At 51.2% G+C, this 13,301-nt stretch carries 12 protein-coding genes, 1 pseudogene and 1 other annotated feature; of the genes and pseudogenes, 10 read left to right on the forward strand and 3 right to left on the reverse strand.

Annotated elements, in window-relative coordinates; all coding sequences use genetic code 11:
- Window positions 1-4: 4 nt before the first annotated feature.
- The gene (gene hisG, locus OGX67_RS25315) at window positions 5-904 is read right to left on the reverse strand and encodes an ATP phosphoribosyltransferase (RefSeq protein WP_003030161.1); all 900 of its coding nucleotides are present in this window, start codon (window positions 902-904) and stop codon (window positions 5-7) included.
- 46 nt (window positions 905-950) lie between these two features.
- Window positions 951-1,073 (reverse strand) — a sequence feature (His leader region).
- A complete protein-coding gene (gene hisL / locus OGX67_RS25320; protein WP_100250077.1) occupies window positions 1,049-1,096 on the reverse strand; it encodes a his operon leader peptide in 48 nt (15 codons plus the stop codon). It overlaps the preceding feature by 25 nt.
- A 174-nt stretch (window positions 1,097-1,270) precedes the next feature.
- Here hisL and OGX67_RS25325 point away from each other — a divergent pair, with 174 nt between their 5' ends.
- The 4 genes and pseudogenes from OGX67_RS25325 to plaP all read left to right on the forward strand — a co-directional run bounded on the left by OGX67_RS25325 (window position 1,271) and on the right by plaP (window position 4,697).
- A complete protein-coding gene (locus OGX67_RS25325) occupies window positions 1,271-2,095 on the forward strand; it encodes an SDR family oxidoreductase (RefSeq protein WP_003030163.1) in 825 nt (274 codons plus the stop codon).
- A 41-nt stretch (window positions 2,096-2,136) separates the two neighbouring features.
- Window positions 2,137-3,121 (forward strand): annotated as a pseudogene (locus tag OGX67_RS25330) (LysR family transcriptional regulator).
- Window positions 3,122-3,283: 162 nt separating this feature from the next.
- Window positions 3,284-3,346: a membrane protein YoeI gene (gene yoeI / locus OGX67_RS26895; protein WP_099045591.1), complete on the forward strand. Its 63-nt coding sequence runs from the start codon at window positions 3,284-3,286 to the stop codon at window positions 3,344-3,346.
- Complete coding sequence (gene plaP, locus OGX67_RS25335) at window positions 3,336-4,697, forward strand: putrescine/proton symporter PlaP (RefSeq protein ID WP_003030167.1); 1,362 nt, start codon at window positions 3,336-3,338, stop codon at window positions 4,695-4,697. Before yoeI ends, plaP begins: the two co-directional genes overlap by 11 nt.
- Window positions 4,698-4,756: 59 nt before the next feature.
- Here the strand turns inward: plaP and sbcB are convergent, their stop codons facing one another.
- Complete coding sequence (gene sbcB / locus OGX67_RS25340) at window positions 4,757-6,181, reverse strand: exodeoxyribonuclease I (RefSeq protein WP_003838973.1); 1,425 nt, start codon at window positions 6,179-6,181, stop codon at window positions 4,757-4,759.
- 400 nt (window positions 6,182-6,581) lie between these two features.
- On the opposite strand from sbcB, the gene phsA reads away from it, so the two are divergent.
- From phsA to OGX67_RS25370, 6 genes are all read left to right on the forward strand, one after another.
- Entirely contained in the window at window positions 6,582-8,855 is a 2,274-nt protein-coding gene (gene phsA / locus OGX67_RS25345; RefSeq protein WP_003838975.1) for a thiosulfate reductase PhsA, read from the forward strand.
- A 14-nt stretch (window positions 8,856-8,869) separates the two neighbouring features.
- Window positions 8,870-9,448 (forward strand): thiosulfate reductase electron transport protein PhsB, encoded by a 579-nt coding sequence (gene phsB / locus OGX67_RS25350; RefSeq protein WP_257651081.1) that lies wholly within the window; start codon window positions 8,870-8,872, stop codon window positions 9,446-9,448.
- Window positions 9,445-10,212 (forward strand): thiosulfate reductase cytochrome B subunit, encoded by a 768-nt coding sequence (gene phsC / locus OGX67_RS25355; protein WP_003838979.1) that lies wholly within the window; start codon window positions 9,445-9,447, stop codon window positions 10,210-10,212. The genes phsB and phsC overlap by 4 nt, the downstream gene beginning before the upstream one ends.
- A 139-nt stretch (window positions 10,213-10,351) precedes the next feature.
- Window positions 10,352-11,524: a serine-type D-Ala-D-Ala carboxypeptidase DacD gene (gene dacD, locus OGX67_RS25360; protein WP_032935099.1), complete on the forward strand. Its 1,173-nt coding sequence runs from the start codon at window positions 10,352-10,354 to the stop codon at window positions 11,522-11,524.
- Window positions 11,525-11,646: 122 nt separating this feature from the next.
- Window positions 11,647-12,114 carry a DNA gyrase inhibitor SbmC gene (sbmC, locus tag OGX67_RS25365; RefSeq protein WP_003030184.1) on the forward strand — a complete coding sequence of 156 codons (468 nt, stop codon included), beginning with the start codon at window positions 11,647-11,649 and terminating at the stop codon, window positions 12,112-12,114.
- A gap of 107 nt (window positions 12,115-12,221) precedes the next feature.
- Window positions 12,222-13,280 (forward strand): FUSC family protein, encoded by a 1,059-nt coding sequence (locus OGX67_RS25370; RefSeq protein WP_003030186.1) that lies wholly within the window; start codon window positions 12,222-12,224, stop codon window positions 13,278-13,280.
- Window positions 13,281-13,301: the final 21 nt, after the last annotated feature.

The raw sequence follows: 13,301 nt of genomic DNA on the forward strand, positions 1-13,301 counted from the left end.
GCTATCACTCCATCATCTTCTCAATTGGCAGCACCAGAATTGAGCTGGCACCGAGCGCTTTCAGTTTTTCCATCGTTTCCCAGAACAGGGTTTCGCTGCTGACCATGTGCATGGCAACACGCTGCTGGTCGCCGGCCAGCGGCAGAATGGTCGGACGCTCAGCGCCAGGCAGCAGGGCGATAACTTCGTCCAGACGCTCGCTCGGCGCGTGCATCATGATGTATTTGGATTCACGAGCCTGAATCACCCCCTGGATACGGGTTAGCAATTTATCGATCAGTTGTTGCTTGGCGTCGGCCATTTCGCCGTCGCGCTGAATCAGGCAGGCTTTAGAGCGGTAAATGACTTCCACTTCACGCAGACCGTTGGCTTCAAGCGTTGCGCCAGTGGACACCAGATCACAAATCGCGTCGGCCAGACCCGCACGGGGAGCGACTTCTACAGAGCCGTTTAACAGACAGGATTTAAACGACACCCCTTTCTGATCGAGATAGCGTTTGAGTAGGTGTGGGTAAGAGGTCGCGATACGCTTACCGTTCAGCGCTGCCGGGCCATCCCAGGCTTCATCAACCGGGGTTGCCAGCGAGAGACGGCAGCCGCCGAAGTCCAGACGACGCAGGGTAAAATAGCGAGGGTCTTCACCCTGTGCCCGGCGGTTGAGCAGTTCCTCTTCCAGAACGTTTTCCCCGATGATGCCGAGGTCAACGACACCGTCCATCACCAGACCCGGGATATCGTCATCACGTACGCGCAGAATATCGATAGGCATATTCTCTGCCATTGCAATCAGGCGCTGGGTGTGAAGATTAATTTTAATGCCACAACGGGCCAGCAATTCGCGTGAATCATCGCTTAAACGGCCAGATTTCTGCATAGCTATGCGTAAACGGGTGTTGTCTAACATTCTTTATTCCTCGTTATCCTGTCTGAATCAGTTTGGGTCACGCACAAAAAAAAAGCCCCCGGAAGAAATCTTCCGGGGGCTTTCTCATACGCTCATGCACCGCTGGAAGATTTAAATGTCTCCCAGCACACATCGCCTGAAAGACTAGTCAGGATGATGGTGATGATGGTGTTTGAATTGAGCGCGTGTCATAAATTTTCTCGATGAATGTTTATTCATTTGATGTCTTTTAACCTAAACCACTTTAGCTACGGAAAGCAAGGGCTTTTTTTGATCATTAATTCATTTCATATTGATACTATGAATTGTCAGCCACCGTGGGCTGGCGTAGCCTTGCGTTATAGGCCAAAAGTCAGGAGAGAAGGCATGAAAAAGGTCGCAATTGTCGGATTAGGTTGGTTAGGCATGCCGTTAGCCATGTCGCTGGCGGCGAGAGGCTGGCAGGTTACCGGCAGCAAAACCACATTGGATGGGGTGGAAGCGGCCCGCATGAGCGGTATCGAGAGTTACTCGCTGCGCCTGGAACCTGAACTGGTCTGTGAGGCTGACGATCTCGACGCACTGATGGACGCCGATGCGTTGGTTATTACGCTGCCTGCACGCCGTAGCGGTCCTGGGGAAGCATTTTACCTGCAGGCAATGCAGGAACTGGTCGACAGCGCGCTGGCGTATCGGATCCCTCGGATTATTTTTACCAGTTCTACGTCAGTCTATGGTGACGTTCAAGGAACAGTGAAAGAGGGGACGCCGCGTAATCCGGTCACGGCAAGTGGTCGTGTTCTGAAAGAACTTGAAGACTGGTTGCACAATTTACCTGGCACGTCGGTGGATATTTTGCGTCTGGCCGGGTTAGTTGGTCCGGGAAGACATCCTGGTCGCTTCTTTGCCGGCAAGACGGCACCAGACGGACATCATGGCGTCAATCTGGTGCATCTGGACGATGTGGTTTCTGCCATCACGTTACTGCTGCAAGCGCCTAAAGGGGGACACATCTATAATATATGTGCGCCTATGCATCCGGCGCGTAACGTGTTCTATCCGCAGATGGCCCGCCAGTTGGGGATGGAGCCGCCGGAATTTCGCGACGGTACGGATAACGGTAAAGGTAAAGTCATTGATGGCAACCGTATTTGTAATGAGCTTGGGTTTGAGTACCAGTATCCTGATCCGCTGGTGATGCCGATGGAGTGACAAGCCAGCAGAGTGCCGCTGTATACCGCCAGGGGGCGAGTATGAAACCACTGCTGGACGTTCTTATCATCCTCGATGCCTTAGAAAAAGAGGGCAGTTTCGCGGCGGCGTCGGCAAAATTGTTTAAGACGCCGTCTGCGCTTAGCTACACCGTCCATAAGCTGGAAAGCGATCTTAATATTCAGCTACTCGATCGCAGCGGGCACCGGGCTAAGTTCACCCGCACCGGACAGATGCTGCTGGAAAAGGGGCGGGAGGTGCTGCATACCGTCCGTGAACTCGAAAAGCAGGCCATTAAACTACACGAAGGCTGGGAGAATGAACTGGTTATTGGCGTAGATGATACCTTTCCCTTTTCATTGCTGGCCCCACTCATCGAGTCTTTCTATCAACATCACAGCGTGACGCGTCTGAAATTTATCAATGGCGTGCTGGGCGGCTCATGGGATGCCCTTACTCAGGGCCGGGCGGATATTATTGTCGGTGCCATGCATGAACCCCCTGCAGCGAGCGAATTTGGCTTTGCACGGCTGGGGGTTCTGGAACAGGTGTTTGTGGTTGCGCCGCATCACCCGCTGGCGCAGGAACAGGAACCGTTAAATCGTCGCACTATTCGCCGTTTTCGCGCCATTGTAGTGGGCGACAATGCGCAGCATGCCAATGTCTCAGGTTCTCAGGTGCTTGACGATCAGGAAGCCATTACCGTTTTTGACTTCAAAACCAAGCTGGAACTACAAATCAGCGGCCTGGGATGTGGCTATATTCCGCGCTATCTGGCGCAGCGATTTCTGGAGAGCGGCGCACTGATTGAGAAAAAAGTGGTCGCGCAAATTGTCCTTGAACCCGTGTGGATAGGCTGGAATGAACAGACCGCCGGGTTGGCCAGTGCCTGGTGGCGGGATGAAATTTTAGCAAATAGTGCTATTGCGGGGGTGTATGTTAAAACGGCTGCTGACAAATCAATCAGTTAAGAAAAAATATTCTTTTGTGTCCACTTCAATCTCTTGTTATTTCTCCCCAATTTAGTGCAAAATACGCCGCTTGCAAAAAATGACATTAACCGACGTTTTAATACGCGTCGGTTATTTTTTTGCATCAAACCAATCATTCATAAAAGAGGCCGGGCTTCGTACCGGATAGATACTTACTTAAAAATCGACAGTTGTTGTCGCTGAGGATTAACAAAAAATGGGGCAATTTTTTGCTTACGCGACGGTTTTCGCCGTAATGGGGGATAACCATGTCGCATAACGCTACTCCAAACACCTCTCGCGTGGAATTACGTAAAACGCTTACGCTGGTTCCGGTTGTCATGATGGGCCTTGCCTATATGCAGCCGATGACGCTGTTCGATACATTCGGTATCGTATCAGGAATGACCGATGGTCACGTCCCGACAGCTTACGCCTTTGCACTGATCGCCATCCTCTTTACCGCACTGAGCTACGGTAAACTGGTACGCCGCTATCCGTCTGCAGGCTCTGCCTACACTTACGCCCAGAAATCCATTAGTCCGACAGTTGGCTTTATGGTGGGTTGGTCATCACTGTTGGACTACCTGTTCGCCCCGATGATCAACATTCTGTTGGCGAAAATTTATTTTGAAGCGCTGGTGCCCTCGATTCCATCGTGGATGTTCGTGGTGGCGCTGGTGGCCTTTATGACCGCCTTCAACCTGCGTAGCCTTAAATCCGTTGCGAATTTCAACACCGTAATCGTGTTGTTGCAGGTGGTGCTGATTGCGGTGATCCTCGGCATGGTCGTTTATGGCGTGTTCGAAGGGGAAGGTGCCGGTACGCTGGCGAGCAGCCGTCCATTCTGGTCTGGTGATGCCCACGTGATCCCGATGATCACCGGTGCGACCATCCTGTGCTTCTCGTTCACCGGTTTTGACGGTATCAGCAACCTGTCAGAAGAAACCAAAGACGCTGAGCGCGTGATCCCGCGTGCGATTTTCCTGACCGCGCTGATTGGTGGCCTGATCTTTATCGTCTCCACCTATCTGTTGCAGTTGTACTTCCCGGATATTTCGCGCTTTAAGGATCCAGATGCTTCGCAGCCGGAAATCATGCTGTATGTTGCCGGTAAGTTCTTCCAGGTTGGTGCGCTGATTTTCTCTACCATTACCGTACTGGCGTCCGGTATGGCGGCGCATGCAGGCGTTGCGCGTCTGATGTACGTGATGGGTCGTGACGGCGTATTCCCGAAAAGCTTCTTCGGTTATGTACACCCGAAATGGCGTACTCCGTCCATGAACATCATTCTGGTTGGGGCGATTGCTCTGTTGGCAATCAACTTCGACCTGGTGATGGCGACGGCGCTGATTAACTTTGGTGCGCTGGTGGCATTTACCTTCGTTAACCTGTCGGTAATCTCCCAGTTCTGGATCCGTGAGAAGCGTAACAAGACGCTGAAAGATCACTTCCAGTACCTGTTCCTGCCAATGTGCGGTGCGCTGACCGTTGGCGCGCTGTGGGTGAACCTGGAAGAAAGCTCAATGGTTCTGGGCCTGATCTGGGCGGGTATCGGTCTGATCTACCTGGCTTGCGTGACCAAAAGCTTCCGCAACCCGGTCCCGCAGTACGACGAAGATATCGCGTAATAACTGCATTTAGCTGAAAAAAAACGGAGACATGTTCTCCGTTTTTTTATACGTGGGATTTATACAATCTCTTCGGCATACTGCCAGAGTGATTTCAGCAGCATCAACTTTTCTTTGTTATCCGCATATTGCTGGCTCAATAGCTGCAATTCATTGGCGTAATTTTGCAAAAACTCCGGTGTGAATACCTGGCGACGATGGTCCAGCCAGCGCTGCTGTTCAGCTTCGTCCAGCGTTCCCGGGAAGTTACGTGCACGGTAATTAAACAACAGTTTTTCAATGCGCTTATCGACAAAGGAGATATCCAGCGCCGGTAAATTGCGTGGTTCAGTTTCCAGAACGATTTTCATCGCCGCACGGTCAGCATCGCTGAAAAAGCCGTTGTACAGTTGGGCATCCACGTTATCTGATGGTGTAAAGGGTTCCGCATCGGCAAAGATCGCGACCACTTTGTCGCGTATCTGCGGGTTTTCGCGCAGAACTTTAAGATTATCCAGACAATGCTGGCGGTTAATGCCAAGACGGTCGGCGTCTTCCGGACGCAGGGTATTCGCCTGTGCCAGTACCGGGCATTTGTTGATGTGCACCAATTTAACCGGTACGGCCGGGTTATCACCCAGATCCGCTTTAGACGTGTAGAGCCGCTCGCGCAGGGCGTCGCTGTCGAGTTCGAGCAGCGGCGAAATATCACCAGCTAAGTCGACCATAATAACTGCGTTACGATTCTCCGGATGCCACGCCAATGGCGCCACCCAACTGGTGTTACCGCGCCATGCGCCGAACATACCAGAGACATGGACCAGCGGTTTCATTTGCGGGACATCAACCAGTGCGGCCAGCTTGTGCTTATTACGATGGCTGTAGAGATAATCAAACAGACGCGGCTGGCGCGACTTCACTAATTGCGCCATTGCGATCGTGGCGTATACGTCCGCCATCGCATCGTGAGCATTGGCATGCTCAATACCGTTGGCTTTAGTCAAATGCTCCAGGCGGAAGCTGGGTAAGCCGTCGTCGTTTTCCGGCCAGTTAATGCCTTCAGGGCGCAGGGCATAGCAGGCGCGCATCACATCCAGCAGATCCCAACGCGAATTATCGTTCTGCCAACTCCAGGCATAGGGATCGTAGAAATTGCGATACAGGATGTTGCGCGTCACCTCATCATCGAAGCGCACGTTGTTATAGCCAAGGATACAGGTTTTCGGCACGGTGAACAGGGCGTGGATGCGCGCAGCAAAAGCGGCTTCATTCTCTCCCTTTTCACGTGCTTCCTGCGGTGTGATACCCGTAATCAACACCGCCTCAGGCTGCGGCAGATAATCGTCCGCGGGTTTGCAATAAAAGACTTCTGGTTCACCGATGATGTTGAAATCATTATCTGTGCGGATAGCCGCAAATTGCGCGGGTCTGTCCAGCGCCGGATGGGTGCCAAAGGTCTCGTAATCGTGGAAGAGAAAACCAGGTTGCTGCTTGCCGTCATTCATTGTTCAGTTATGTCCGGGATCAATTTAGCGCTCGTCCAAGAATACCAAAAAATAGTGAGATAATCAGCTATGGTATTATCGAAGCTGGATTGTGTACGCAATAAAGTTGAGATAAACAGGACTTTTATAGAATTAATAAATAAATTCCTCACTGTTAAAATAAATTACGGAAATAAAATATCTTGGAGTTGCGGATTTGTAAACAATCTAATTGATAACCGTTATTGTTATTTTCTTCTTCTTTTATTGGGTTCTGGAAACTTTAAAAGTCTTTTATAAACAAAGAGTTTTTATTTGTGTCAATTCGCTGTCATGCATTGTAATGAAATGTGATTGATGTAAAAAATAAATATTCTAAACGCCATATAATCATTGGATATATCTAATAACAGGAGGTTATATGAGCATTAGTCGGCGTAATTTTTTGCGAGGAGTGGGTATAGGCTGTTCAGCCTGTGCGATAGGCAGTTTTCCGCCAGGCGCACTGGCACGAAATTCTCCTGAGAGTATCAAAGGGAAAACATCCCTGACGCCAAGTTTGTGTGAAATGTGTTCTTATCGTTGCCCGATACAGGCGCAGGTAATTAATAACAAAACGGTTTTTATTCAAGGGAACCCTAATGCTCCTCAACAAGGCACGCGTGTCTGCGCTCGTGGCGGCAGCGGCGTTAGCCTGGTCAACGACCCTCATCGCATTGTTAAACCCATGAAACGCACAGGACCTCGCGGGAGCGGAGAATGGCAGGTTATTAGCTGGGAACAAGCGTATAAAGAAATTGCCGAAAAAATGACGGCAATTAAAACGCAGCATGGTCCTCAGGGCGTCGTCTTTTCTTCTAAATCCGGTTCGCTTTCAGGGCATTTATTTCAACTGGCGACGGCTTTCGGATCGCCAAACACCTTTACGCACGCGTCGACATGCCCGGCCGGAAAATCGATTGCCGCCAAAGTGATGATGGGCGGCGATTTGGCCATGGATATCGCCAATACCCGTTATATGGTCTCTTTTGGTCACAACCTTTATGAAGGAATTGAGGTTGCCGAAACGCATGAACTGATGATGGCGCAGGAAAAGGGCGCAAAAATGGTCAGCTTCGACCCTCGTCTGTCCGTCTTCTCCAGCAAGGCGGATGAATGGCATGCGCTCAAACCGGGCGGCGACTTGCCGGTGTTGATGGCCATGTGTCACGTCATGATCAATGAAAAATTGTATGACGCGGACTTCGTTGCGCGCTACACCACAGGGTTTGACCAACTGGCAGAAGCAGTACAAGAGACCACGCCGGAATGGGCGCAAAAGCAAGCTGATGTGCCTGCTGATGTCATTGTTCGGGTCACCCGAGAAATGGCCGCCTGCGCGCCTCATGCTATCGTCAGCCCGGGCCATCGTGCGACGTTCTCGCAAGAAGAAATTGATATGCGGCGCATGATTTTTACCCTCAACGTGCTGCTTGGCAATATTGAGCGTGAAGGCGGTTTATACCAGAAAAAAGCGGCGGCAACTTATAATAAGCTGGCCGGAGAGAAGGTCGCTCCGGTGCTGGCAAAACCCGATGTCAAATTACCCAAGCCAACGGCGCAGCGTATCGATCTGGTAGCCCCGCAGTTTAAGTACATCGCGGCGGGCGGTGGTGTGGTGCAAAGCATCATTGATGCTGTGTTAAACCAGACGCCTTATCCGGTGAAGGGATGGATTATGTCCCGACACAACCCTTTCCAAACCGTAACCTGTCGACCAGATCTGGTCAAAACCGTTGAACAGCTCGACCTTGTGGTCAGTTGTGATGTTTATCTAAGCGAAAGCGCGGCGTATGCCGACTACCTTTTGCCTGAATGTACTTACCTTGAGCGCGATGAAGAAGTTTCAGACATGTCGGGTCTGAATCCAGCCTATGCCCTGCGCCAGCAGGTAGTAGAACCTATTGGTGATGCGCGTCCAAGCTGGCAAATCTGGAAAGAGCTGGCCGTGCAGTTAGGCCTTGGGCAATTCTACCCATGGCAGGATATGCAAACGCGTCAGTTATACCAGCTTAATGGCGATCATGCGCTGTCTGCTGAACTGCGTGAGAAAGGGTATCGGGAGTGGGGTGTTCCGTTACTGCTGCGTGAACCTGAAGCGGTGCGTCAGTTTGTGGAACGCTATCCGGGCGCGGTGGCGGTTGACAGCGACGGTACCTATGGGGAGCAACTGCGCTTTAAATCTCCGTCAGGAAAAATAGAACTTTATTCTGAAGAGCTGGAGACGCTCCTGCCTGGCTACGGTATTCCGCGCGCGCGCAATTTTGCGCTCAAAGGCGATAGTGAGCTCTATTTTATCCAGGGAAAAGTGGCTGTTCATACCAACGGTGCGACGCAATACGTGCCACTGCTTAGCGAGTTGATGTGGGACAACGCGGTGTGGATCCACCCGCAAACGGCCCGTGAAAAAGGCATCAAAAGCGGCGATGACATCTGGCTGGAAAATGCGACCGGCAAGGAAAAAGGCAAAGCGCTGGTCACCGCCGGAATTCGGCCCGATACGCTGTTTGTTTATATGGGATTTGGCGCCAAGGCGGGAGCCAAAACCGCAGCGACAACGCACGGTATCCATTGCGGTAATTTGCTGCCGCATGTCACCAGTCCGGTTTCCGGTACGGTGGTCCACACCGCTGGCGTTACGCTTCGTCGGGCATGAGAAAGGAGAACATCATGAATCAATATACAAACCCTTATGTCATGCTGCATGACGAGAAACGCTGTATCGGCTGTCAGGCATGTACGGTTGCCTGCAAAGTTTTGAATGACGTGCCAGAGGGATTTAGCCGTCTACAGGTGCAGATCCGTTCACCCGAACATGAACCCGAGGTGCTATCCCACTTCCAGTTTGTTCGCGTTTCCTGTCAGCATTGTGAAGATGCGCCGTGTGTCAGCGTTTGTCCGACCGGTGCGTCATTTCGCGACGAAAATGGCATTGTGCAAGTGGATAAGTCTCGCTGTATTGGCTGTGACTATTGCGTTGCCGCTTGTCCGTTCCACGTCCGTTATCTCAATCCGCAAACGGGAATTGCCGACAAATGTAACTTCTGTGCAGATACCCGACTGGAGACTGGACAATCGCCCGCCTGCGTTTCCGTTTGCCCGACGGATGCGCTGAAATTTGGTCGTCGTGACGCCCCGGAAATTCAGCACTGGATAAATCAAAAAGAGGTTTATCGCCAGCAGGATACGCGTAGCGGCCCGGTGAGTGTTTATCGGCGTAAAGAGATCCATCAGGAGGGTAAAGCATGAATTCTATCTGGGGAGCAGAGCTTAACTATGCGCCGGACTACTGGCCGCTGTGGCTCATTTATGCAGGCGTTGTTATTGTGCTGATGATTGCGGGCCTGGTTATACACGCGCTGTTACGTCGGATGTTGTCACCCAAAACAGCAACTGGAGAAGAACATCGGGATTACCTCTATTCGCTGGCAGTTCGCCGCTGGCACTGGGGTAATGCGCTGCTTTTTATCCTGCTTCTGCTGAGTGGCCTGTTTGGGCACTTCTCTGTCGGACCGGTGGCATTGATGGTGCAGGTACATACCTGGTGCGGCTTCGCCCTGTTGGCCTTCTGGGTTGGTTTTGTGCTAATCAACGCAACCAGCGGCAACGGTTGTCATTATCGGGTGAAGTTTAACGGGTTGATATCACGCTGCTTGTTGCAAACGCGCTTTTATCTGTATGGCATCATGAAAGGTGAGCCGCACCCGTTTGCCGCAACGGCAGAGAGTAAATTTAACCCACTACAACAGTTGGCTTATCTGGCCATCATGTATGCGCTGGTTCCGCTGTTGATCATTACCGGGTTGTTATGTCTCTACCCGCAGGTGATAGGGGCAGGGCCTGTGATGCTGGTGTTGCATATGGTGTTGGCGATTGTCGGCTTACTGTTCATCTGTGCACATATTTACCTGTGCACGCTGGGTGACACACCGGGGCAAATTTTCCGCAGCATGATAGATGGCTATCATCGTCATCGCAGCCATCACGCAGAGACAGCACCGCGCAAAGGGTAATGTCCGCCGCGGTTGATATCTGAAAACCTTTCCTTACAGCAAGAAAATGTGCCTTGTGTCACATTTTCTTGCAATTTATCCATGTTTGTTCGCCAGAACTTCCGTAAAAAGAACGGCTATTTTTCCATTTCCTGAGGACATGCTGTTGAAACGCCGTTTGTTTATTGCCGCTTCACTCTTTGCGATGAGTTTTTCGCCCGCTTACGCGACCGAGGTCGTAAGCTTTTCCCCACAGCCACCCGCGATTAATGCCGGAGCGTGGGTATTAATGGATTACACCACGGGCCAAATCCTGACAGCCGGAAATGAACACCAGCAGCGCAACCCTGCCAGCCTGACCAAGCTGATGACTGGTTATGTTGTCGATCGCGCAATTGACAGCAAGCGTATTAGTCCGACAGATATTGTCACCGTTGGGCGCGACGCCTGGGCGAAAGATAATCCGGTATTCGTCGGTTCATCCTTAATGTTCCTGAAAGAAGGGGATCGCGTTTCTGTGCGCGACCTGAGTCGCGGGTTAATTGTTGATTCCGGTAATGATGCCTGTGTGGCGCTGGCGGATTACATCGCCGGAGGGCAGCCGCAGTTTGTCGCGATGATGAACAACTATGTGCAAAAGCTGAACCTGCGGGACACGCATTTTGAAACGGTACATGGTCTGGATGCGCCAGGTCAGCATAGCTCAGCTTACGATCTGGCCGTGCTGTCGCGAGCTATCATCCATGGAGAGCCGGATTTCTACCATATGTACAGTGAAAAAAGCCTTACCTGGAACGGAATCACGCAGCAAAACCGTAACGGTTTGTTGTGGGATAAAACCATGAACGTCGACGGTCTGAAGACTGGGCATACCTCCGGCGCTGGATTCAACCTGATTGCTTCTGCTGTTGATGGGCAGCGCCGCCTGATTGCGGTTGTTATGGGGGCGGAGAGTGCGAAAGGACGTGAAGACCAGGCGAGAAAATTGCTGCAATGGGGACAACAGAACTTCGATACCGTGCAGGTTTTACGTAGCGGTAAGCAGGTCGGTATTGAACGGATCTGGTATGGCGATAAAGAAAAAATTAGCCTTGGCACAGAGCAGGATTTCTGGATGGCCCTGCCTAAAGCCGAAGTCGCGAATATCAAGGCAAAATATGTTCTTGATAAGAAAGAACTGGTCGCCCCGATTGCAGCCCATCAACGTGTGGGGGAAATTGAACTCTACGATCGGGATAAACTGGTGGCGCACTGGCCTCTGGTTACGCTGGAGTCTGTCAACGAAGGTGGCGTCTTCTCGCGTTTGAGCGATTACTTCCGCCATAAGGCGTAGTTTTCCTGATGTGCCTGACTGGCAAGAGTGCGAATCTGCTCACATAATAATCACTGATTCCTTGTGGCCGTCATACCTAAAAATTACACTGTATATAAATACAGTGTAATAACGGAGGTTATATGGAGTACGAGATAAAGCAGGTCGAGAAACGCATAATTGCCGGTTTCCATATGGTTGGACCGTGGGAACAAACGGTAAAGCAAGGTTTCGAACAGTTAATGATGTGGGTCGACGGTAAGCAGATCGTACCGCTGGAATGGATAGCCGTTTATTACGACAATCCTGACGTTGTTCCGGCGGAAAAACTGCGTTGTGATACCGTGGTGTCTGTGCCTGAAGGTTTTGAGATCCCGGAAAACAGCGAAGGCGTGATCCAGACCGAGCTGGCAGGTGGCGACTATGCTATAGCCGTTGCGCGCGTTGAAAATCATGACTTCGCGACGCCGTGGTATCAGTTTTTTGAGCGCCTGATGCAGGATTCGACGTATGCGATAGCGGCTAAACCCTGTTTTGAAGTTTATATGAACAACGGCATGGAGGACGGTTACTGGGACATTGAAATGTACGTGCCGGTACAGTTGAAGTAACTGTTTTTGGTGTAAATCAGGATGAATGTCCTGGTCATCAGGATGATGTTTTCACCGTAAAAACAGGTACAATTCGCTTCTTTGCTATTCCCTGACGGAGTGCATGAGTGCGTGCAGATAAGTCTCTGAGTCCTTTTGAAATTCGTTTGTATCGTCATTATCGTGTGGTGCATGGCATTCGCATTGCGCTGGCGTTTCTTCTTACTTTTCTGTTGGTACGCCTGTTAAACATTCCCGAAGGTACATGGCCTCTGATCACGCTGGTGGTGATTATGGGGCCAATTTCTTTTTGGGGTAACGTTGTTCCCAGAGCGTTTGAGCGTATAGGCGGAACGATCCTGGGCTCGGTGCTTGGATTGATTGCCCTGCGTCTGGAACTCTTTTCGCTTCCGCTAATGCTGATCTGGTGCGCGGTGGCGATGTTTCTCTGTGGCTGGTTGGCGTTGGGTAAAAGGCCGTATCAGGCGCTGCTGATTGGCATTACGCTTGCCGTGGTCGTGGGGGCGCCTGCCGGAGATATGAATACCGCGTTATGGCGCGGTGGCGATGTTATTTTGGGTTCGTTACTGGCGATGTTGTTTACCGGCATCTGGCCGCAGCGGGCATTTATACACTGGCGTATCCAATTGGCACATTGTGTGACGGGATATAATCGGGTGTATCAGGCCGCGCTATCCCCTAATTTGCTTGAGCAACCGCGGCTTGAGAAGCATTTGCAGCAGCTCTTAAGTGACGTTGTCAAAATGCGCGGGCTCATCGTTCCCGCCAGTAAAGAAACCCGTATTCAAAAATCCATTTTTGAGGCTATTCAAACGGTTAACCGCAATCTGGTCTGCATGCTTGAGCTGCAAATTAATGCACTTTGGGCCAGCCGCACCAGCCACTTTGTCATGCTGAATGCGCAAACTTTGCGTGAAACTCAGCTCAGGACGCAGCAGGCGCTACTGACCATAACCCACGCCTTGTACGAAGGGAATCCGCAGCCGGTGCTTGCCAATACGGAAAAGCTCAATGACACCGTGGCGGAGTTACGTCAGCTCATTGCTGAGCATAAAGGCGATTATGTCGCAGAAACGCCCATTCACGGCTACGTTTGGTTGAACATGGAAATGGCGCGACAGCTGGAATTGCTCTCACATTTAATCTGTCGCGCGCTGCGCAAATAAAGAGCAGATGAGGCGATAGGT

Origin of the sequence: Citrobacter sp. Cf118 (genome assembly GCF_030334095.1) — a bacterium.
GTDB classification, from domain to species: domain Bacteria; phylum Pseudomonadota; class Gammaproteobacteria; order Enterobacterales; family Enterobacteriaceae; genus Citrobacter; species Citrobacter freundii.